Genomic DNA, 19,822 nt, shown 5'->3' on the forward strand with positions numbered 1-19,822 from the left:
CCCGCTGCCCCGATGAAGCGAGCATCGATCTTGCTTTGCCCGGCAGGCGGCTATAGTGTCCCGGCCGTCGCGAAAAACGACCGCCAGCTTCCTGGCCGTCGCGTACACGTCAGCCGCGCGCCCTGCGCGGTTCGGCCAGCGTCTCCGAAAGCAACCGCCTGACGACCATCAGGCCATCGCAGTCATCAGCGTCGACAGGCGCGGCATGATCGCGGTTACTGGAGCGCAACCATGCAACATCCGATCACGATTAATGGCGCCGGCCTCGGTGGCCTCACGCTCGCGCGTGTCCTCCATCTTCATGGCATCCCGGCAACGATCTACGAAGCCGAAGCCTCGGCGAGCGAGCGGGCTCAGGGAGGCCTGCTCGACATTCACCCGTATAACGGCCAGATCGCCCTCAAGGCTGCAGGGCTGTTCGACACATTCCTGGGTCTGGTTCGCCCCGGCGAGGATGCCAAACGCATTGTCGATCGCCACGGCACCGTTCTGTTCGATCACCCCGGCAGCGACACGGGCCAGCGCCCGGAAATCGACCGGGGCGACCTCAGGCGCATGCTCATTCACGCGCTTCCACCCGACACGATCAGGTGGGGTCACAAGGTCGCCTCGGCAGTAGCGCACGGGGATGGACGGCACGACATCATCTTCGCCGATGGATCGAGGATCACTTGCAGTGTCCTCGTGGGCGCCGATGGCGCGTGGTCCAGGGTCCGGCCGCTTCTTTCAGATGCCAGGCCGATCTACACCGGCACCTCGTTCATCGAAACGTTCCTGTTCGACGGCGACACCCGCCACAAGGCCAGCGCCGACGCGATCGGCAGCGGCACGCTGATGGCTGTCGCTCCGGGCAAAGGCATCCTGGCGCACCGCTGCGCAGACGGAACGCTGCATACCTATGCAGCCCTCAACAGGCCGGAGGACTGGATCAAATCCCTCGACCTCAGCGACCCGAGAGCTTCTCTCGCCGGCATCGCCGAACAGTTCAGCGGATGGGCGCCGCACCTCACCAGCCTCATCACGAACAGCGACACCACGCCCGTGCTGCGTCCGATCCACGCGCTGCCCGTCGGACACCAGTGGAAGCGCACGCCAGGCGTCACATTGCTCGGCGACGCGGCGCACCTGATGTCGCCCTTCGCCGGGGAAGGAGCAAACCTCGCTCTCTACGACGGCGCCGAACTCGCACGGGCGCTCATCGCCCATCCCGACGACATCGAGGCCGCGCTCGCCGCCTATGAAAACGATCTCTTCTCGCGCAGCACCGCGGTGGCGGATGAAACTGCGCGGAACCTCGCGCGGTTCTTCGACGAGACCGCACCGCATGGCGTGGTCGACCTATTTCGCAGGCATCTCGCCTGAGCGAGCGGACGGCTCTCAGATGACGGGTGTCGCGGTTCCCTCGGGTTCCCCGGCAGCATTACCCGGCACGGTATATCCATGAGGGCGGCGTTTTCCGGGTCGTGTTGCGGATGCGTGACAGTTCTTAAACGGCTGCGTGATACGCTCGATGTCAGTTCGTGCGGCATGGAGTCGTGCCGTCTGATGGTTGGTGCCGGGGTCTCCCGTGGGGGAACACGCAATGAACCAACGCATGCGAACGGTGACCAGCGCCGTCACGCTCACTGTGCTCGCGATCACGGCGACGCCACACGACGCGAGCGCCCGCGCCCGACAATCTCACGCCTCCATCCACACCACGCGCGCGAAGGTCGCGCACGCGGCCACGAAAGCGGGCCGGACACGCCACGCAGCGCACGTCGCCACCTCGTCCATCCCGCTGCCGCGATCACGGCCATCACTCGACGACACCGCGCCAGCGCCGGCTGCACCACCGGTGGCCGCGGCGACGGCGCTGTCCGGCGACCTTGCCGTGGTGAAGCAGGCGCTCGACCTCATCCGCAAGGGCAGAACGCGCGACGCGACGGCATTGAAGGCATCGCTCGGCGATCCCGTCGCGCAGACCCTGGTCGAATGGCTGATCCTGCGCAATGTCGACGGCGAGGCGAGCGTCGCCCGCATCGCTGCATTCGTCGGCGACAATCCGGAGTGGCCGGGCCTGCGCCAGTTGCGCGGCCGCGCCGAAGGCCTGCTGTGGCAGGAGCGCGGCAACGCCGCGGCGGTGCATCGCTTCACCGGTGACCAGCCCGTCAGCAGCAAGGGGCGACTGGCCCTCGCCCGCGTTCTTCTCGCGGAAGGCGAGCGTGACAATGCACTGCAGCAGGTTCGTGCAGTGTGGCGTGCACAGGAGCTGTCGGAGCGGCTCGAGAGCGACGCATACGCGGCGTTCGAGCCCCTGCTCTCCCGCGACGACCATCGCCTGCGCATGGACCGGCGCATCGGCGCCAAGGATTTCGCCGGCGCGATGCGCGCCGCCAGGCGGCTCGGCGGCGACGCCCAGGCGCTGGTCAAGGCCTGCGCGGCCGTCAGCGGCGGCGCGAACAATGCAGCCGCCCTGCTCGACGCTGTAGCCACCGATCTGCGCCAGGATCTCGGCTACGTGCTGTGCCGCGCGCAGTGGCTGATGCGCAGGGAGCGTTTTGCCGACGCCGGCAAGGTGATGATCGCCGCACCACAGCAGGAGATGGCGCTGCAGGACACCGACCAGTGGTGGCGCGAGCGGCGCGTGCTCGCCCGCAAGCTGCTCGATCTCGGCGACGCCGAGGCCGCCTATGGCGTGGTGCGCGACGCCGCGCCGCCGGCCAACGACAACTATCGCGCCGAGGCCCGCTTCATGGCCGGCTGGATCGCGCTGCGCTATCGCAACGATCCGGCGACGGCGCGCGAACAATTCGCGCACATCGACGACGGCTCGCGCAACCCGATCGTGCTGGCGCGGGCCAACTACTGGCGCGGCCGCGCCGCCGAGGCGCTCGGCGACACCGATTCGTCGCACGCCTACTTCGAGACTGCCGCCAGCCACCCGACCGCCTATTACGGCCAGCTCGCGCGCGTGAAGCTCGGCATCGACCGCCTCGCGCTGCGGCAGCTGCCGCCGATCGAACCGGATCTGAGCCCGGCGCCCGCGGACGACCGCGTCCGCGCTGCCGACATGCTCTATGCCATTGGCGAGCGCGACCTGGTGCTCGGATTCGTCAGCGATCTTGCGGAGCAGAACGGCAACATCACGACCCTGGCAGCACTCGGCGACCTCACCGCCCGGCGCAACGACGCCCGGGCGATGCTCGAGATCGGCAAGGCCGCACTCGCCCGCGGGCTTGCGCTCGACCACTACGCGTTTCCCGACATCGGCATCCCGGCGCATCGTCCGATCGGACCGGATATCGGACGCAGCGTGATCTTTTCGGTCGCGCGCACCGAAAGCGCCTTCGACCAGCGCGACAAGTCGCCGGCCAAGGCGGTCGGCTTGATGCAGGTCACGCCGGACGCCGGTCGCGATACCGCCAAGCGGTTCGGCGTCGCTTATGACTGGAACAAGCTGGTGACGGATCCCGTCTACAACACCCAGATGGGAGCGGCTGAACTCGCCGCCTTGCTGCGCGAATATCGCGGCTGCCATATCATGACGTTCGCCGGCTACAACGCCGGGCGCGGACGGGTACAGCAGTGGATCAAGCAGTACGGCGACCCGCGCGACCCGAATGTCGATGCGGTCGACTGGGTGGAGCGCATTCCCTTCGCCGAGACCCGCAACTACGTCCAGCGGGTGATGGAAAACCTGCAGGTCTACCGCGTGCGGTTCGACGGCGACGCAGCGATGACCGCCGCCCGCGAGCCTGCCAGCGATCCGCATCTCGAAGTTCAGGCGTCCGCGGTCAAATAGCGCCACCACGGCCTGTCGCCGCAGACGCGCGAAACGAAAATGGCCGGAACAAGCCCGACCATGACGCCTCCGATGGAGCGGTCCTCGACGACGGGGCGCACGCGGCTCGCTGTCGTCAGGCGGCGCGGACTTCGACGACAAAGCCCTTGAAGCGCTCGGCGAGATCCTCGGCCTGACGTGACAGGTCGCCGGCGGCATCGAGAACATGTTGGGCCGCCGCGCCGGTGCTGCCGGCGATCTGGCTGACGCCGCCGATCGTGCTGGTCACCTTGTGCACGGCGTCAAAAGTCTGCTGGGTGTTGCGCGCGATCTCTGCCGTCGCCTCGCCCTGTTGCTCGACGGAATGGGCGATGTTGCTGGCTGTCGAGCTGACCTCGCCGATCGCCGAGGTGATGCTCTGGATCGCGGCGACTGCATCGCGCGTCGCATCCTGGATCTGCGCGACCTGTGCCGTGATGTCATCGGTGGCCTTGCTGGTCTGCTGCGCCAGCGTTTTGACTTCGGCGGCGACCACCGCGAAGCCGCGTCCGGCGTCGCCGGCGCGCGCGGCCTCGATGGTGGCGTTGAGCGCCAGCAGGTTGGTCTGCGCCGCGATGCTGGTGATCAGACCAACCACGTCGCCGATGCGCTGCGCGCCATCGGCGAGCGCCCGCACGGTGTGGTCGGTACGGCTGGCTTCGCTCGCCGCAGTACCGGCCATCTGCGCAGTCTGCGCCACCTGGCTGGAGATGTTGCCGATCGACGCGCTGAGTTCCTCGGCGCCGGCGGCAAGCGATTCGACGTTGGCGCTGGCCTGCGCCGCGGCGCCGGCGACGGCCTCGGCCTGGCGGCCGTTCTCGGCGGCGTTGGAGCTCATGCCCCGCGCGGTCGTCTCCAGCGATGTCGATGACGCCGCAAGACGCTCGACAAGACTGCCGACGCGGCTTTCGAAATCGGTCAGCAGCGCGTCGAGCTTCGCGGTGCGACGTTCCTTGGCGCCGCGCTCGCTCTCCTGGGCGCGAGCCATCGCCTCGGCCTCGATCGCCCCCTGCTTGAGCGCTTCCATCGCCACCGCCATACGGCCGATCTCGTCGCTGCGGTCGCGCGCCGGCACCTCGACGGCGTAGTCGTGGCGGGCGATGCGCTCGATCGCGCCGGTCATCGCAACCACCGGCGAGACGATGCGGCGGGTCAGCAGGCTCAGCGCGAACACCGTGCCGAGCAGCAGCAGGACCACCAGCGCCGACATCACCGCGATGCTGATCGCCGCCGAGCGCGCGTTCGCCGCGGCATGGTCGCGGGCGAACTGCAGCGCGGCATCGCGCAGCTTGAGCGATGCCAACGCGCCATCGACCAGGCGATTGCCGAACACGACCGGCTCCATGGTGTAGCTGCCGCCCTTGCGGCCGGCATCGACGACCTCGCGGTACATCGGCATGGTGTCGTCCATCGCCTTGCGCGCCTGGGCGGCGATCGCCGACAGGTCGGCCGTGCCGGCGAGGCGGCGAACGATGGAGTCGACCGCATTCCAGTTGAGATTGATCGAGGTATCGACACCGTTGATGCTTTCGAGCAGCGCCGGGCTGAACGGCTTCCTGGCGTTCATCACCACCAGCAGCGGGCCGGTGCGGCCGGCAGTGAACACCCGCATCTGCCAGGCGCGGCGCGCCAGCTCGGTGAGGTCGAGCACCGCCGCATCCTGCAGCAGCGCGGTGGTGTCGCCGAGATCCATCGCCTCGTCGAGGTCGGCGGAGGCCTTGGCGCCGAGCGCGGTAAGCACGGTCGGGAACAACTGGCTATCGCGCTCCGCCGGCGGCTTGATGTTGGTATCGGCGACCTTGCCGCGCCAATTGACAAGCGATGCACGCAGCTTACGCAGGATGTCGAGCTGCCGTGCGGTGGTCGGTGACGCCGCGGCAGCGATGTTCTGCTCGACCGCGGCAAGCACCCCGTCGGTCGCCTCCGCGGCGGTGCGGATACGTGCCTTGCCCTGATCGTTGACCGGCTCCGGTGCGACCAGGCTGTCGAGCATGGCGACGCGCTCGGCGGCGATCTTCTCCATCAGCGACAGCAGGCGGCTGCGAACCTCGACCACCTCGGCAATGCGTCCAGCCGTCCGGTACTGGGTCACGGCCTCGGCCAGCAGGTAGAGACCGAGCGCCGCGGTGGTCACCGCAAGTGCCGACATGCAGAGCGTGAAGAGAGTCCTGATGCGCATCACAAGTTCCAGTTGAGGCCGACAGGGTCGTTAAACTTCTGGTAAATTTGTAAGGATCAGTCGTTAAATCCCGGCTAATGGATGCGGCGCAATCCGGGCACGCGGCCGTGCATACGCCAGCCTTGCGCAAGGCCGGCCGCAGCGACGGGACGGAAAGCGAGCGGGCTAGAAGTCGAGCCTGTCGCGGATCGCGTCGAGGCCGGCGCGGGCACAGGCCTCGTCCTTGTCGCCCCCTGGCGCGCCGGACACGCCGATCGCGCCGAGCAGCGTACCGCCGGCCTCGACGATCAGGCCGCCGCCAAGGAAGGTGACACGCGGCAGGCTGCCGAGCCGCGCATCGAGCTGGCCATCCCGGACCGATTTCGACAGCACGGCGGTGTCGGCGCGGAAGCCGAGCGCGGTCCAGGCCTTGTCGGTCGCCGTGCGCGATGCGGGCAGGCCGGCAAAGCGATCGCGCAGCAACACCTGCGGTTCGCCGAAACGATCGAGCACCACCACCGCCACCTGATAGCCATCGGTGCGGCAGCGCTTCAGCGCCGCCTGCGCGGCTTCGAGCGCCACGTCCGGTGACAGCGACTTGTAAGTAACGGTGGCGTCTTCGGCGCGCGCAGGGGCAAGCGAAGCGGTGAAGACCAGAGCGGCGGCGAACAGCGGAGCTTTCATCAGAGCGTCCTTGATATCAGGCTCGAAGAGCGGAACAGAATCTCGCGATCCGTCCCCTGAGGTGGCCGCGCATGGCGCGGCCCTCGAATGGCGACGGCCCGCACTGGCGATCATCGAGCACTCCACTCGCCACAAGTCCGTATTCCCAGGCGACTCCTCGGCCGTTCATCCTTCGAGGCTCGAGTCTGCTCGCACCTCAGGATGACGGAAGCAGCGCTCTCACGGCTTGAGATACGTCCAGCCTTGTTCCTGCAGCTCCATCAGGCGTACCGCGCCCGACGGAACGAGGCTCGCCTGCGGCACGATGGCGATGGGATGACCCTCGCGCTTCTCCATGCCTTCCTTGGTGTTGTTGCAGGCGGAGAATTTCACCTGGGAGGGAAAGGCGAACTCCGACATTTCGCGAAGGCGGTCCTTTACCGGCGAGGTGTCGTCGCGGAACATGTTGAGGCCGGGACCGTAGGCGACGACCTCGATCTGCACGTCCTCACCCTTACCCTTGTAGTATTCCATGATGTTGGCAGCGTTGTTGAGCGCCAGGTTCATCACCGCCGGATCGCTCTGATCAACCTGGATCGCGACACGGTGGGTCTTGCCTTCGCTCTTCGCCTCGCCGGCTGCCAGCGCGCCGGAGGCCGCCAGCGCAAGGCCGCACAGCGCGAGCAGGCCGGCCGCAGCCCTGATCAGTCTTCCCATCGCTCTCTCCTCCCCGTGGCCCGTGCTTCGTTCGTCAGGGGCGCACCACCGTGTAGCCGGTTTCGGCCAATGTGAGAAGCTGGGCGACGCCGGCCTCGACCTCCACCGCATGCGGATTGATGTCCGGGCGCTTGCCGCTGTCGCGCGCAATGGTGTCCAGCGTGTTGCCGCAGACATCGAAGCGTACGCCCTGCGCCACCAGGCTGTCGACCAGCGTGCGGTTGGCGTTGTCGACCTTCAGGAGATCGATGCCCGGACCGAAGGTCACGACCTCGATCGCCACCTTGTCCGGCCCGTAGAACTTCAGAAGGTTGTAGGCGACGCTGATGACGAGGCCTTCCTTCTTCGGATCGCTGTCGGAGAGCTGCAGCGCGAGCTTGTGCTCGGCGAACGGCTTGTCGAGGGGCGGCACGTTCTGGGCGGCAGCGGGCATCACTGTCGCGAGGCCCAGCGCGAAGACGACCGCCGCCGGTGCGAGGCCGGATCGCAGATCGACAAGCGTCTGCCGGAGCAGAAGGTGGGCACTGGTTGTCACATCGAACATGAACGTCACCTGCATTTTATCGTCACCGTCCGCGCACCTGCTCGAAACAGGTTACGGTGTTTCGGCCTGCAGTGCCATGGCAGAGCGTTTCACACTCTCCTCGTCATTGCCGGGCTTGACCCGGCAATCCAGCTTGCGCCGAACACACGAGAGCTGGATCACCGGGTCTCGGCGCTCCGCGCCGGCCCGGTGATGACGCAGAGGGAGATCGCACGCATCTTGCCCCCACACGAATTTGTCGCTTCAAGCGTAATCGACCGCCTGTGAACCCGCCCCGTCCCTCTCACCCTTGCGCCGCATAGCCGGGATTGTCGGCCACACCGCTGATGGTCACGGAGGGCTTGCCGGCCGGCGCCGACGGCTTGCCGGCGCACAGATAGGCCGCGACGGTGTCCCACACCGCAGCGCCCTTCTGCTCGTTGACCGATGCCCAGCCGGCGACCTTGTAAGTCTTGCCGGCTTCGACCGCCGCGCCGCTCGCAAGCCTGAGGTCGGAAATGCGCCGACCGACGGTCTCCGCCGGCGCGCAGCTGTAGGCAAGGCCGCCGAGACGCACCATGTCGCCGCCCTGCTGGTAATACGGATCGAGATTGAAGAGGTTGTCGCAGACATCCTCCATCACCGCCCTGAGCTGCTCGCCGGTCATCGGCTGCACGTAGACTTCGGGATAGGTCATCGCCGTCTGACCGAGCAGATCGCCCATGGTGAGCGGCGCCCCCGCGAGCACCGTCGGCCCCCAGCGGAAGCCCGGCGACAGCGCGATCTCGGCATCGAGGCCCGTCCGCAGCGCGTCGCAGATGAGTTCGTCCATCGAACCGTTGAAGTTGCCGCGGCGGAACAGCAGGCGGTCAGCGGTGGCGAGCTGCGTGTCGAATGCCGCCGCATGGGGGGCGCGCAGTTTCGCGATCAGCGCCGCCATATCGGCATCGGCCTTCAGCCGCTCGCTGAACACCGGCAGCAGGCGATAGCGCACGTCCTTGACGCCGCCCTTGCGCAGGTCGAGATCGAGCACACCGACAAACTTGCCGTTGGAGCCGGCATTGGTGACCAGCGTCCGGCCCGCAGCATTGCTGATCGCGACCGGCTGCGGCACGGCGTCGTGGGTGTGGCCGCCAAGAATGACGTCGATGCCGGTGATGCGGCTGGCGAGCTTGAGATCGACATCCATGCCGTTGTGGGACAGCAGCACCACGGCATCGACCTTCTCGGAGTCGCGCAGGCGATTGACCAGCTTCTGCAGCTCGTCGTCGCGCACGCCGAACGTCCAGTCCGGCGTGAAGCGCCTGGGATGGGCGATCGGCACATAGGGAAAGGCCTGGCCGATGATGGCGACGCGGTGATCGCCCATCTCGCGGATGATATACGGCTTGAAGACGCGGCCGGTATCCTTGTCGAAAGCCTCGGCGTCGTTGAACGCCGCTTCCTCCGTGAGGAACACGTTCTGCGCCAGAAACTCGCCCTTGAAGGCCTTGAGATTGTCGCGCAGCACCTTCTCGCCGTAGGTGAACTCCCAGTGGCCGGTCATCGCGTCGATGCCGAGGAGGTTGGCGGCCTGCACCATATCGGCGCCCTGCATGGCGTTGGCGAGGCCGCTGCCCTGCCAGAGATCGCCGCCGTCCAGCAGCAGCGAGCGTCCCGCCGGCACCGCCGCGCGCAGGCGATCGACGAGCGTCTTGAGATGGGCGAAGCCGCCCATGCGGCCGAAGCGCTTCGCACTGCCCGCAAAGTCGAGGAAGGTGAAGGCGTAGGCGTCCGCACTGCCGGACGCCACGCCGAACTGCTTGAGAAAGGCCTCGCCGACGAGATGCGGCGGGCGGCCGCGCATGGCGCCGACGCCGATGTTGATCGACGGTTCGCGGAAATACACCGGCACGAGCTGCGCATGGGTGTCGGTCATGTGCAGGATGCGCGCCGAGCCGAACGGCGCGAGATCGTAGATGTCGCTGCCGTCCGCGGCAGCGGCGAAGCGCGGCAACCCGATCACCGCCGGCGTAGCCAGCGCGGCCTTCAGAAGATCACGTCGGTGAAGCGGCATGGGGGTCCTCGTTGATCCGATAGCCTTTGGGTTGTCAGTCATTCGTCGTCCTCGACCACCACGCCCTCCCCGTCATCCTGAGGTGCGAGCCAACGGGTCCGCGCAAAGCGCGGCCCGATGACAGGCTCCGCGAGCCTCGAAGGATGAACGGCCAATGTCCAGGAAACCCGGGCCGTCGCCCTTCGAGGGTCCCGCTCCGCGGGACCACCACAGGGTGACGGATCAAGAGCCTCACCAGAAGCTAAGTCCGCTCTTCCTCATGGCCGGGCTCGACCCGGCCCTCCAGCGTCGTCCTCGACGCACGGCCAATCAGATGGATCACCGGGTCAAGCCCGGTGATGACGCTCCATGTAGGGAGACGCATGGCCGTGATCAGGCTGCTGCATCGCCCGACGCTTCAAGCGACGAACGGCGCCATCAAAACTCAACGCACCACCGCGTCACGCCAGGCATCCTTCTCGCGCAGCGCCTGGGCGATGGAGGCCTCGGCGAGGGCCTTGGCTTCCTTCGCAAGCGCAGTCGCCTTGTCGAAGTCCCCGGCCTCGCCGGCCTTGCGGGCGGCGTTGAGCGCGGCGTCGGTCGGCGTCCACTGGTTGCGCAGCTCGCCGGCACGCTTGTTGGTGGCGACGGCATCCGCAAGCGCCGCCTTGTACGCGGCGTCGGGCGCCTGCGCATGCAGCGGCGACAGCCCGAGGCCGAGCGCGACGGTGAGGATCACGACAGCGGATCGCAGCATGGCGGTGTTTCTCCCGGTGAAGGCATCGATGCGCCCGCCCCCTCCTGCACGTGCTCCCCTCCTCATGGTGAGGAGGCGCGCCAGCGCCGTCTCGAACCATGAGGCCCGGGCCTCATCCTTCGAGACGCGGCCAAACGGCCGCTCCTCAGGATGAGGCACATAGCTCTTGGCCGCACACCTCATGGCCGCGCTCCGGGGCCGGAGATCGGCAGGCCGTTGGCGAGATAGGACAGGTAGTATTCGAGGTTGCGGTATTCCGGCGCCTGGGGCTCCAGCGGCGTTCCCCGCACCTGGCTGTTGCAGGTGGTGAAGCGGCGACTGATGGTGCCCATGCCGCCCCATTCGGAGCGATAGATCGGCATGGCGTTGAGAATGCCGAGCGCCGGCGCCAGCACCTCGGCGCGAATGCGCTCGCCCGGGCTCTGGATGTGACAGCTCGCGCAGGAGAAGTTGAGCTGGCCGCGGCGCTGGTAGAAGTACTGCTTGCCGGCCTCGTAGGCTTCGAGCGCGCGCGGATCGTCCGGAATCTTGATTGCGAACGGCTTGCCGCGCGAGGTCATCGCCATGTAGGCGGTGACGGCGGCCATGTCGTCCTTGACATAGGAGTACGGCGCTTCGCCATTGGCCTCGAGGCAGCGGTTGACCGCAAGCTCGAGCGTCACCACCTCGCCCTTGTCCTTGTCGAAATAAGGATAGTCCTGGCGAATGCCGAGCCCCTTATTGGGAAAGCAGTCGGCGAGCGACTTGCCGTTCCTGAACGGCTGCGCCAGCAGCTCCTTGCCGCGGTCGACAGCGAAATCGTAAGGCGGAAAGTCCTCCTTCTCGATCCACTGCTTGCGCATGTCCTCGTTCATCGAATAGGGGCCGTTGACGAAATCGTCGAGCGGCACCTTCGGAAACTTCTTGACGAAAAACTCGCGGAACGCCCTGGACTCCTGCTCCGGCGTCGTTTTGTCGACCGCCATCGCCGGGCGCAGAACGAGACCTGCCGCCAACCCGGCCACCACGGCGGCGATCGTTGCGAGCATCGCGACGTTGCGCACCATTGTTTCTCCCTTCGCTGATCATGATCCCCGTCCCGCAACGGCGGGAAAAGCCCGCGCCACGAAGGATGAGGCCTCCTGGTTCGAAACGGCGCCGACGCGCCCTCTCACCCTGAGGAGGAAGGCTCGCCCGCGGCCGCTGGCATGCAGCGGCCGCGGGCACGCCGGCTCGTCAGCCGATCTTGGCCGTCAGCGTGTCGGTCGCGCCCTTGTTGTCGACCCAGGTGATCTTGAGATCGTCGCCCTTGGCACCGCCCTTGAAGGCGAACTTGACGAACGGATCTTTCGACACCGCCGGGCCCCACAGGGCGGTGAACACCACCTTGCCGCCGGTCTCGAAGGTCACCGTCTCGATGTGGTGCGGCGGGATCAAGTCGCCCTTGGCGTCCTTGACGAATCCGGAATCCATCGGATGCTGGATCAGCGCCTGGACTTCGGTGGTCTCGGTGCCGGCGGTGGCGCGTACGCGGATGGTCGATGCCATGATGTCTCTCCCCTGCTCAGCCGCCGCAGCCGCCGACGGTGACCTTGACTTCCTTGGTGGCGCTGAACAGCTTGCCACCGGACTCGACCACCGCGATCACGTTGCTGGTCTTGGCCATCTTCAGGCGGTTGGACACTGCGGGCGTTGTTCCCTCGGGAATCCTGTAGGAGGCCGCCAGCGCATTCGGATTCTCGGCGACGAGGATCGCGATCGACGTGACATTCGGCAGCGAGGTCGACACGCTGATCGGCACCACCGCGCCGTTCTCGGCGATCTCCGGCGCTTCCAGCTTGACCTTGTCGGACACTTCGGCGGCCTTGCCGTACAGCGACTTCAGCGCGTCGGCGTCGGACTTCTGCTTGAACGCATCAGCCGGCCAGCCGGCCGCGTTGGCCGCAAAAGCGGCGACGGCCCTCATCGCGTTCAGTCCGATACCGAACAACGCGGCGAGTGCCGCGCCACGCAGCACCGTGCGGCGGGAGGCGCGCGCGCCGCCCCCGGACAGCGTCCTTGTCAGGCTGGATCTCAGGGTGGACATCGGTTCTCTCCCGGTGAGTTGTTCGATCCCGGCTTACGGCCGGTATGCGATCCCTGGTTGCGGTTTGTCTGGCCTAGAGTGTGTAGAGAAAATCGACCACCGCCGATATCTCTTTGTCGGTGAGGATGAGGTTGCGTCCGAACGGCGGCATCACTGTCTGCGGGTTGCGCCGTGTCTCGTCGGTGACGATGCCAACGAGTTCGTTGCGATCCGGAAAGCGCGCCTTCATGTCGCTGAGCGGCGGTGCGATGGTGCCGGGCAGCTCGCCGCCCTTGATCTCGTGGCAGGACAGGCAATTGCCCTTGCCGCGGTCGAACGCCAGCGCGCGCCCCTCGGCGGCCGACGGCTCGACCCAGGCCGGCATCTTGCTCGCCGCCTGCGGCTGGGCCGACGACTGGCCGTGCGCGACTGTCGTCGCCACGAACGCCGCTGCGATGACCAATATCCGCATCCCCTTCATGTCCACCCGCCTTTCACGATCGTCGGCCCTGTTCGGATCACTTTGGCTGCATGTCGTCAAGCGGCCCGGTGGTGCGCGGTGTCAGGTTGCGCCCCTCGGCGGTCGAGACGACGGTGACGGTCTTCGGATCGACGCACTTCGTCATGCACGGCGCGGTCTGCGTATCCGGACGCGGATCGGTCCAGGTGAAGCTGTCGTGGTTCGGCATCTTCACCCGCGGCAGGCTGTCCTTGTCCGCCACGAAGTCGTCGGGAACGATGTTGTTGAGGCTGAGGATGTACGCCGTGAGCGCATAGACATCGTCGGCGGACAAGGTGTGCGGCGTCGGCATCGGCATGGCGCGGTTGATGTAGTCCCACAACGTGACCGCGAACGGCCAGTAGCTACCGACCGTGGGCTCCGGCCTCTCGCCGGTCAATGTTCCATTGCCGCCGACAAGCTTGGGGAAACGCCCCTCGCCCTCGCCGAACGTGCCATGGCACACCGCGCACTGCTCGGCGAAGACATCGGCACCACGTGTCGCGCTGCCCTTGCCGGGCGGCAGCCCCTTGCCGTCGTCGCCACGGGCGTCGATGTCCCAGCCGGCGATCTCGGCAGCGGTCGGCGCGCGGCCGTAGCCGAACGGCTGCGGCTCACCCGCCCTCGCCGCGCCGCCGGCCAGCAGCACACCGGCGATGGCCGCACCGGCGAACAGGCGCAAGGACAGCTCACGCGGTCTGGACATCGAACACGCTCCCGTCCGCCTTGACCTGCCAGGTCTGGATCGCATTGTTGTGGTAGACCGAATTGACGCCGCGCACCTTGCGCAGCTCCGCGATGGTCGGCTGCACATAGCCGGTCTCATCGATGACGCGGGACTCGAGCAGCGCCGGCCGGCCATCCCAGCGCCACGGCAACGTGAAGCGCGTCAGCGCCTTGGACAGCACCGGCTCCTTGAGCTCCGCCTTCTGCCAGTTGACGCCGCCGTCGACGGAGACATGCACCTCGCGCACCTTGCCGGCGCCGGTCCACGCGAGACCACGGATCTCATAGAGCCCTGGGCCACTCAGCGGCTTTTCGGGGCACGGGAAGGTGATGACCGACTTGGCGTCGATCGCCCAGGTGAAGCCGCGCGATTTTCCATCCGGCATCAGGTCCGTGTACTTGGAGGTCTCCTCGCGCGAGTACCAAGGGCGATCGCCGACCTTGATGCGGCGCAGCCACTTGATGTTGACGTTGCCTTCCCAGCCGGGGACGACGAGACGCAGCGGATACCCCTGCTCCGGACGCAGCGCCTCGCCGTTCTGGGCATAGACCACGAGACAGTCGTCGAGGCACTTGTCGAGCGGCAGGCTGCGCGTCATGTGAGCGCCGTCGGCGCCCTCGACCAGCAGCCACTTCGCCTCCTTCTTGAGGCCGACTTCGGCGAGCAGGGTCGACAGCTTGACGCCCGTCCATTCGGCGCAACTGACCATGCCATGGGTGAACTGCAGCGAGTTGAGCTGGGCAGCACGCCACTCCATGCCGCCATTCGCCGGACATTCGATGAAGTGGACGCGCGAGGTCGAGGGATAGCGCAGGATGTCCTTCATGGTGAGCAGCAGCGGCCGCTCGACCAGGCCATGGATCATCAGACGATGCGCCGCAGGATCGACATCCGGACGACCGGCATGATGACGCTCGAAGAACAGGCCGTTCGGCGTGATGATGCCGTGGAGATCCTGCAGCGGCGAGAAGCTGACGGAGGATTCCATGCCGGCGGTGAGCCAGGGCACGTTGCGGCGGATGACGCCGGCCTCCTGATCCGCCGGCCGGCCATAGGGCCGGTCGACGACGCCGGCGCCAAGCGACTGCGACCAGGGCGCATCCGCCGGCGGCGCCGGCGGATCCTCGCCGGCCTCGGCCGCACCGCCTTGCAACAGCAGGCCGGCGGCGAGCGCGCCGGAGGTTTTCAGCAGCGAACGCCGCCCGACCAGGCGAACGGCGCCATTGTCGTCGCGCATCGCGGAGACACCGCCCGCGGTGAGCCCGCGCAAGAATTTGCTCCACACGCTCCCTCCCTCGCCAGCAATCTTTTCCGATCGGCGGCGCTTTTGAAATCTTTCTCTCTCGCGTATCGATGACTGCTAAATTAGTCAATGCTAAAGTAGTGGACGCTGATAGACTTCACAGCGGCATCGTGCATCGCAGCAAAACGGAACCGCACGACGGCCGCGACCGGGGCAGACCATCATGGACATGCAGACCTCCCGCGCAGCCAGGGCGCGCGCGGCGCAGGACAGCGAGCGACGGGAGCTGGCGCGGCAGGCGGCCGACGCCGCGCGGCTGATGAGCCTGCTTGGCAACGCCAACCGCCTGCTGATCCTGTGCTACCTGATGACGCGCAAGGAGATGAACGTCGGCGAACTGGTCGCCGCCGTCGACCTCAGCCAGTCGGCGCTGTCGCAGCATCTGACAAAGCTGCGCGCCGACGGCCTCGTCGCCACGCGCCGCGACTCCCAGCACATCTACTACCGCATCGCCGACCCGCGCGTCGCCAAGCTGATCAAGACGCTGAAGAAACTCTATTGCGACGATATGGCATGAAATTGCGTCCTGCTCCGCTGCTCGCCGCGCTCGCCGCCATCGCGCTGACGCAGGCACCGACGCGCGCCGAGACCCCGGCGGCCTACGCGCCGCTGACGCGGCCGCTCGACATCCAGCAGGTGCCCGGCAAGCCGGTGTATTACAGCATCGGCAATCCCGGCGTGCCGGGATCGGCCAACGAGGGCAACACCTCGAACGCCGGCTATGTCGTCACCGACGACGGCGTCGTGGTGTTCGACGCGCTGGGCACGCCGAGCCTCGGCTTCGCACTGCTGACCGACATCCGCGCACACAGCGACAAGCCGGTGCGCTTCGTCGTTGCCAGCCACTACCACGCCGACCACATCTACGGCCTGCAGGCGTTCAAGGATCATTCGCCGGCGGTGATCGTCGCGCAGGATCGCGCCACCGAATACCGCGACAACGACGAAACCCAGGACGAGCGCGCGGCACAGCGCCTCGACCAGCGCCGCGGCGCGCTTTACCCGTGGGTGAACAAGGACACCCGCGTGGTGCCGCCGGACATCACCTTCGACGACCGCGCGACGCTGATGGTCGGCGGCAAGCGCTTCTCGCTGATCTATGCCGGCCCCGCGCACTCCGGCAGCGACATCATGATGATGGTCGAACCCGACGGCGTGCTGTTCGCCGGCGACATCGTGCAGAACAGCCGCATCCCGTTCATGAACGGCGACGACGTCGACACCGCGCAATGGCTCAGGGCGCTCGACACCGTGCTCAAACTGGAGCCGAGCTATGTCATCCCCGGCCACGGCAAGCCGTCGGCCGCGGCGAAGGAGGCGATCACCTTCACCCGCGACTACATCACCTATGTGCGCGCGGCGATGGGCAAGGCGGTCGAGAACTGGACCGACTTCGACACCGCCTACCGCGACACCGACTGGTCGAAGTACAAGGAATTTCCGGCGTTCGATGCCAACAACCGCGGCAACGCCTATCGCATCTACATCGAGCTGGAAGGCGCCCAGTTCAAGAAGTGAGCGATGCACCTAGGGCGTTAGGGCCAAACACCTCCCCTGGATTGATGCGCGTCGCAGAGCTCCTGATAGTGCCAAATCATGCATGTAAAATTCGGATGCGAAAGAAGCGCCTGAGCTGACTTGCGCGTAGCTGCTTCAAAACTCCCGTATTTGTCTGCAACCCAGCGCTCCATATGCTTCCATTGCTCATCACCCCACTCCTGCGGGCGATCTTCTAAGGACCACCATTCATTCATCCGGAGATGATTCTTACGGAGCTCCCAAACCCAGAAGTCAGCGGCTTGAAGAGCTGGAACATCCTTAAACGTCAGCTGTTCCGGCAGTCCGTTGGCTGCAAGCTGATCGAAGATGCCCTGAGCGCCATTAAAACTATCGGACTCCGCGTACTTCTGCGCCGTGTCCAGCTTCTTTTGAACCTTTTCGACGTGATCGAAGATCAATTCGGTTGTGTGCCCACAATAATCCTTGCCAACCAGCACCATACAGCCATACGCCGCCAGCGCGTAAGGTTCGAGCTTCAAACTCTTTTCGACATTGAAGCGCTCAAGGTCCTTGAGGCGAACCAAGCAACCGAAGCCCGCTAGATTGCTCTCCTTAATGGCTTCAGCCAAATCGCCCATAAAGCTCGCAACCTCTTGGCGATGCTCTTTCTCCGGATACCATTTGGCATAGACGCCGTTTGGCTTTTGCATTTCCCGCATGTGGAAGTAGGGCACACCGTGTTTGGCTAAAACCTCCGGCCAGAGCTGCTGAAATGCTTTCCATTGATAGAAACTGCCGACGTAGCCTCCAATCGCCCAAACCTCACCATTGGTTTGGCTATCGTCGAAATAGCCTTTTGCTACAGGGGCGCTGGATACCACCATGATGCTATGCTCCGGCGGCCGATAGAGGACCAAAGCTCACCCATTCGGATCTGAGCGCCGAATCGTTTAGCCGCTCTTGTGTGAGCATATCCGCCGTTATGGAGCACCGAAGCAAAACGTTACCGGTGCCGAAATGCCGGGACCTTCCCCTCGACGGCCGTCACGCCTCGCCGACCCGCTTGACTCAATCATAACTCACCGGTTATAGATTGATTAATAACCACTGAGTTATTGATCGGGATATGTCAGCTACCCACGATGTGCTCTTTCGAACGCTCGCCGACCCGACGCGGCGGGCGATCTTCGAGCGGTTGTGCCGCGAAGGCGAGCAGACGGTCGGCGCCCTCACGGCCCGCGCCGGGGTCTCGCAACCGGCCGTGTCCAAGCATCTCGGCGTGCTGAAACAGGCCGGCCTCGTGCGTGATCGCCAGGACGGCCGACAGACGCACTACAGCGCGCAACTCCGTGCGCTGACGCCGCTGATCGACTGGACGAACCAGATGGCCGGTTTCTGGGAAAACCGGCTCGACGATCTCGAAGACCTGCTGAAACGGATGGACCAATGAGCAATACGTCGACCGAAACGCGCACCGTCGTCGTCGAGCGCGAGATGCCGCATCCGCCGGAAAAGCTGTGGCGTGCGCTGACCCAGCCCCATCTCATCCAGGAATGGCTGATGAAGAACGACTTCAAGCCGGTGGTCGGCCATCGCTTCAACCTGCGCGGCGAATGGGGCGGCGTGCTGGATTGCGAAGTCCTCGCCATCGAACCGCACCGCACGCTGTCCTACACCTGGGATCACGCGCACGACGATGCCGCCTTCGATCTGAAGAGCGTGGTGACCTTCACCCTCACTCCGACAGGCAGCGGGACTCTTCTGCGCGTCGAGCAAGCCGGCTTCCGGCCCGATCAGAAGCAGGCGCACGGCGGCGCCCGGTTCGGCTGGCAGAAATTCCTGACCGACCTCGAGCAGGTCGTGGCGCGGACGGACTGACGTCCACAGGCAAATCCATCACCCCCCATCTTTCGGAGGAGATTCCCTTGAACTGGAACGCCCGGATTCGACAGGCACACCGCTGGCTGTCCATCACCTTCACAGTCGCCGCCATCGCCAACATCATCGCCATGGTGCAGGAGAAACAAGCGGTCTGGGTCGGGCTCCTCGCCCTGTTCCCGCTCGTGCTGATGCTGCTCAGCGGCCTCTACCTGTTCGCACGACCATATATCGCGCCGTCGCGCACCACGGCCGGCGAAGCGACGCACGCGGGACAACGCCCATGACCAAAGCGGCAACGCCTGTGAAGACAACGAAGCACGGCGCGAAGGCCGTGCCGGCGGCAGATGCGTCGTCCCTGATCGACGCGCGCATCGAGGAGCTCGGCGACTGGCGCGGCAAGATGCTCGGCGAACTCCGCGCGCTCATCAAGGAGGCCGTCCCCGACATCGTCGAGGAGTGGAAGTGGCGTGGCGTCCCCGTGTGGTCTCACGACGGCATCATCTGCACCGGCGAGACCTACAAGAGCGTCGTGAAAATGACGTTTGCGAAAGGCGCGGCCCTGGCGGACCCGTCGGGTCTGTTCAACTCCAGCCTCGAGGGCAACACGCGCCGCGCCATCGACGTCCGCGAGGGCGAGAAGATCAACGCAAAGGCGCTGAAGGCCCTCATCCGTGCCGCAGCTACCCTGAACGCATCGAAGACGAAGCGCTGATCAGGCCGTGCACGGCGCCGGCATCACCGGGACGCGGCCGACACCGGCCCGGTGATGCCGTTCGAACGGATGGCGTCAGCGCTCCCACCAGAACCATTCGGCATGAGCACGCCGCCAGTCGGCATGCCGCTGCTCGTTGCGTCCGAGCAGAATGCCGAAACGCACACAGGCACGCCGGTCACCCTTGTCGCAGAGCTGATGGAAGCCGATGATCTCGGCCTCCGCATTGCTCTGCGCCCGCGCCGGAAGGTTCGCCGCACCGAGCATCACCGCTGCGACGCCGGCTACGGCCAGACAGGATTTCGCGATCATCATCTCTCCTCGCTTGGAAGACCCCGCGGCCGGAACGTGAGGCCACCGACGTGAACCGGCCGTGAACCAACTGACGCGCGGCGCCGCCACCCGCGCGGACGTGATCGCGGCCATGGATATCGTGAACCCCCGCGATGTGATTTTTGATGAAGCGCGCGCTTGCCAATCACCGGCGGGCGCGACATCCTC

22 protein-coding genes are annotated in these 19,822 nt (G+C 66.1%); 8 read left to right on the forward strand and 14 right to left on the reverse strand.

Annotated features, from left to right (window positions below; genetic code table 11):
* The first annotated feature begins 231 nt into the window (after positions 1–231).
* Positions 232–1,362: an FAD-dependent oxidoreductase gene (locus JQ639_RS07120; protein WP_211965349.1), complete on the forward strand. Its 1,131-nt coding sequence runs from the start codon at positions 232–234 to the stop codon at positions 1,360–1,362.
* 220 nt (positions 1,363–1,582) lie between these two features.
* On the forward strand, positions 1,583–3,784 hold the full coding sequence (locus tag JQ639_RS07125; protein WP_249122996.1) for a lytic transglycosylase domain-containing protein: 2,202 nt from the start codon (positions 1,583–1,585) through the stop codon (positions 3,782–3,784).
* A gap of 115 nt (positions 3,785–3,899) precedes the next feature.
* On the opposite strand, the gene JQ639_RS07130 is transcribed toward JQ639_RS07125, so the two are convergent.
* The 12 genes from JQ639_RS07130 to soxC form a co-directional block, all read right to left on the reverse strand.
* Positions 3,900–5,981 carry a methyl-accepting chemotaxis protein gene (locus JQ639_RS07130; protein WP_211965351.1) on the reverse strand — a complete coding sequence of 694 codons (2,082 nt, stop codon included), beginning with the start codon at positions 5,979–5,981 and terminating at the stop codon, positions 3,900–3,902.
* A gap of 165 nt (positions 5,982–6,146) precedes the next feature.
* Positions 6,147–6,644, reverse strand: a complete 498-nt coding sequence (locus JQ639_RS07135) for a GlcG/HbpS family heme-binding protein (protein ID WP_211965353.1) — start codon at positions 6,642–6,644, stop codon at positions 6,147–6,149.
* 219 nt (positions 6,645–6,863) lie between these two features.
* A complete protein-coding gene (locus JQ639_RS07140) occupies positions 6,864–7,340 on the reverse strand; it encodes a DsrE family protein (RefSeq protein WP_211965355.1) in 477 nt (158 codons plus the stop codon).
* A gap of 34 nt (positions 7,341–7,374) precedes the next feature.
* Positions 7,375–7,773: a DsrE family protein gene (locus JQ639_RS07145; RefSeq protein ID WP_211966505.1), complete on the reverse strand. Its 399-nt coding sequence runs from the start codon at positions 7,771–7,773 to the stop codon at positions 7,375–7,377.
* 394 nt (positions 7,774–8,167) lie between these two features.
* On the reverse strand, positions 8,168–9,919 hold the full coding sequence (soxB, locus tag JQ639_RS07150; RefSeq protein WP_211965357.1) for a thiosulfohydrolase SoxB: 1,752 nt from the start codon (positions 9,917–9,919) through the stop codon (positions 8,168–8,170).
* Positions 9,920–10,343: 424 nt separating this feature from the next.
* Positions 10,344–10,655 (reverse strand): hypothetical protein, encoded by a 312-nt coding sequence (locus JQ639_RS07155; protein WP_211965359.1) that lies wholly within the window; start codon positions 10,653–10,655, stop codon positions 10,344–10,346.
* Positions 10,656–10,834: 179 nt separating this feature from the next.
* Positions 10,835–11,620: a sulfur oxidation c-type cytochrome SoxA gene (soxA, locus tag JQ639_RS07160; protein WP_249123075.1), complete on the reverse strand. Its 786-nt coding sequence runs from the start codon at positions 11,618–11,620 to the stop codon at positions 10,835–10,837.
* A 250-nt stretch (positions 11,621–11,870) separates the two neighbouring features.
* A complete protein-coding gene (gene soxZ, locus JQ639_RS07165; protein WP_211965363.1) occupies positions 11,871–12,182 on the reverse strand; it encodes a thiosulfate oxidation carrier complex protein SoxZ in 312 nt (103 codons plus the stop codon).
* Between the two features lie 16 nt (positions 12,183–12,198).
* Entirely contained in the window at positions 12,199–12,720 is a 522-nt protein-coding gene (gene soxY, locus JQ639_RS07170) for a thiosulfate oxidation carrier protein SoxY (RefSeq protein ID WP_211965365.1), read from the reverse strand.
* Positions 12,721–12,793: 73 nt separating this feature from the next.
* Positions 12,794–13,084: a sulfur oxidation c-type cytochrome SoxX gene (gene soxX / locus JQ639_RS07175; RefSeq protein ID WP_249123076.1), complete on the reverse strand. Its 291-nt coding sequence runs from the start codon at positions 13,082–13,084 to the stop codon at positions 12,794–12,796.
* 133 nt (positions 13,085–13,217) lie between these two features.
* A complete protein-coding gene (locus JQ639_RS07180) occupies positions 13,218–13,904 on the reverse strand; it encodes a c-type cytochrome (protein ID WP_211965369.1) in 687 nt (228 codons plus the stop codon).
* Complete coding sequence (soxC, locus tag JQ639_RS07185; protein WP_211966506.1) at positions 13,888–15,162, reverse strand: sulfite dehydrogenase; 1,275 nt, start codon at positions 15,160–15,162, stop codon at positions 13,888–13,890. Before soxC ends, JQ639_RS07180 begins: the two co-directional genes overlap by 17 nt.
* 235 nt (positions 15,163–15,397) lie before the next feature.
* Here soxC and JQ639_RS07190 point away from each other — a divergent pair, with 235 nt between their 5' ends.
* Positions 15,398–15,745: an ArsR/SmtB family transcription factor gene (locus JQ639_RS07190; RefSeq protein WP_211966507.1), complete on the forward strand. Its 348-nt coding sequence runs from the start codon at positions 15,398–15,400 to the stop codon at positions 15,743–15,745.
* A complete protein-coding gene (locus JQ639_RS07195) occupies positions 15,742–16,746 on the forward strand; it encodes an MBL fold metallo-hydrolase (protein ID WP_211965371.1) in 1,005 nt (334 codons plus the stop codon). The genes JQ639_RS07190 and JQ639_RS07195 overlap by 4 nt, the downstream gene beginning before the upstream one ends.
* Positions 16,747–16,763: 17 nt before the next feature.
* Here JQ639_RS07195 and JQ639_RS07200 read toward each other — a convergent pair whose 3' ends face one another.
* Positions 16,764–17,612 carry a hypothetical protein gene (locus tag JQ639_RS07200; RefSeq protein ID WP_211965373.1) on the reverse strand — a complete coding sequence of 283 codons (849 nt, stop codon included), beginning with the start codon at positions 17,610–17,612 and terminating at the stop codon, positions 16,764–16,766.
* Between the two features lie 242 nt (positions 17,613–17,854).
* Here JQ639_RS07200 and JQ639_RS07205 point away from each other — a divergent pair, with 242 nt between their 5' ends.
* Genes JQ639_RS07205 through JQ639_RS07220 form a run of 4 tightly spaced genes read left to right on the forward strand, consistent with a single transcriptional unit; the run spans position 17,855 to position 19,321 of the window.
* Positions 17,855–18,178 (forward strand): ArsR/SmtB family transcription factor, encoded by a 324-nt coding sequence (locus JQ639_RS07205; RefSeq protein ID WP_211965374.1) that lies wholly within the window; start codon positions 17,855–17,857, stop codon positions 18,176–18,178.
* Positions 18,175–18,606, forward strand: coding sequence for an SRPBCC family protein (locus JQ639_RS07210; RefSeq protein ID WP_211965375.1), 432 nt, complete (start codon positions 18,175–18,177; stop codon positions 18,604–18,606). Before JQ639_RS07205 ends, JQ639_RS07210 begins: the two co-directional genes overlap by 4 nt.
* 47 nt (positions 18,607–18,653) lie before the next feature.
* Positions 18,654–18,893, forward strand: coding sequence for a hypothetical protein (locus tag JQ639_RS07215; RefSeq protein ID WP_211965378.1), 240 nt, complete (start codon positions 18,654–18,656; stop codon positions 18,891–18,893).
* A complete protein-coding gene (locus tag JQ639_RS07220; RefSeq protein WP_211965379.1) occupies positions 18,890–19,321 on the forward strand; it encodes a DUF1801 domain-containing protein in 432 nt (143 codons plus the stop codon). Before JQ639_RS07215 ends, JQ639_RS07220 begins: the two co-directional genes overlap by 4 nt.
* 75 nt (positions 19,322–19,396) lie before the next feature.
* Here the strand turns inward: JQ639_RS07220 and JQ639_RS07225 are convergent, their stop codons facing one another.
* Positions 19,397–19,747, reverse strand: coding sequence for a hypothetical protein (locus JQ639_RS07225; protein WP_211965381.1), 351 nt, complete (start codon positions 19,745–19,747; stop codon positions 19,397–19,399).
* Positions 19,748–19,822: the final 75 nt, after the last annotated feature.

Origin of the sequence: Bradyrhizobium sp. U87765 SZCCT0048 (assembly GCF_018131225.1) — a bacterium.
In the GTDB taxonomy this organism is placed as follows: Bacteria; Pseudomonadota; Alphaproteobacteria; order Rhizobiales; family Xanthobacteraceae; genus Bradyrhizobium_A.

What these genes read in the sequence shown, in the direction of transcription:
- JQ639_RS07125 (WP_249122996.1), top strand. Translation starts at nt 1,583, where the DNA reads ATGAACCAACGCATGCGAACGGTGACCAGCGCCGTCACGCTCACTGTG.
- JQ639_RS07155 (WP_211965359.1), bottom strand. Translation starts at nt 10,655, where the DNA reads ATGCTGCGATCCGCTGTCGTGATCCTCACCGTCGCGCTCGGCCTCGGG.
- JQ639_RS07195 (WP_211965371.1), top strand. Translation starts at nt 15,742, where the DNA reads ATGAAATTGCGTCCTGCTCCGCTGCTCGCCGCGCTCGCCGCCATCGCG.
- JQ639_RS07135 (WP_211965353.1), bottom strand. Translation starts at nt 6,644, where the DNA reads ATGAAAGCTCCGCTGTTCGCCGCCGCTCTGGTCTTCACCGCTTCGCTT.
- soxZ (WP_211965363.1), bottom strand. Translation starts at nt 12,182, where the DNA reads ATGGCATCGACCATCCGCGTACGCGCCACCGCCGGCACCGAGACCACC.
- JQ639_RS07145 (WP_211966505.1), bottom strand. Translation starts at nt 7,773, where the DNA reads ATGCCCGCTGCCGCCCAGAACGTGCCGCCCCTCGACAAGCCGTTCGCC.
- soxY (WP_211965365.1), bottom strand. Translation starts at nt 12,720, where the DNA reads ATGTCCACCCTGAGATCCAGCCTGACAAGGACGCTGTCCGGGGGCGGC.
- JQ639_RS07210 (WP_211965375.1), top strand. Translation starts at nt 18,175, where the DNA reads ATGAGCAATACGTCGACCGAAACGCGCACCGTCGTCGTCGAGCGCGAG.
- soxA (WP_249123075.1), bottom strand. Translation starts at nt 11,620, where the DNA reads ATGGCGGTCGACAAAACGACGCCGGAGCAGGAGTCCAGGGCGTTCCGC.
- JQ639_RS07205 (WP_211965374.1), top strand. Translation starts at nt 17,855, where the DNA reads ATGTCAGCTACCCACGATGTGCTCTTTCGAACGCTCGCCGACCCGACG.
- JQ639_RS07220 (WP_211965379.1), top strand. Translation starts at nt 18,890, where the DNA reads ATGACCAAAGCGGCAACGCCTGTGAAGACAACGAAGCACGGCGCGAAG.
- JQ639_RS07180 (WP_211965369.1), bottom strand. Translation starts at nt 13,904, where the DNA reads ATGTCCAGACCGCGTGAGCTGTCCTTGCGCCTGTTCGCCGGTGCGGCC.
- soxC (WP_211966506.1), bottom strand. Translation starts at nt 15,162, where the DNA reads ATGCGCGACGACAATGGCGCCGTTCGCCTGGTCGGGCGGCGTTCGCTG.
- JQ639_RS07225 (WP_211965381.1), bottom strand. Translation starts at nt 19,747, where the DNA reads ATGGCCGCGATCACGTCCGCGCGGGTGGCGGCGCCGCGCGTCAGTTGG.
- JQ639_RS07190 (WP_211966507.1), top strand. Translation starts at nt 15,398, where the DNA reads ATGCAGACCTCCCGCGCAGCCAGGGCGCGCGCGGCGCAGGACAGCGAG.
- soxX (WP_249123076.1), bottom strand. Translation starts at nt 13,084, where the DNA reads ATGCCGGCCTGGGTCGAGCCGTCGGCCGCCGAGGGGCGCGCGCTGGCG.
- soxB (WP_211965357.1), bottom strand. Translation starts at nt 9,919, where the DNA reads ATGCCGCTTCACCGACGTGATCTTCTGAAGGCCGCGCTGGCTACGCCG.
- JQ639_RS07140 (WP_211965355.1), bottom strand. Translation starts at nt 7,340, where the DNA reads ATGGGAAGACTGATCAGGGCTGCGGCCGGCCTGCTCGCGCTGTGCGGC.
- JQ639_RS07120 (WP_211965349.1), top strand. Translation starts at nt 232, where the DNA reads ATGCAACATCCGATCACGATTAATGGCGCCGGCCTCGGTGGCCTCACG.
- JQ639_RS07200 (WP_211965373.1), bottom strand. Translation starts at nt 17,612, where the DNA reads ATGGTGGTATCCAGCGCCCCTGTAGCAAAAGGCTATTTCGACGATAGC.
- JQ639_RS07130 (WP_211965351.1), bottom strand. Translation starts at nt 5,981, where the DNA reads ATGCGCATCAGGACTCTCTTCACGCTCTGCATGTCGGCACTTGCGGTG.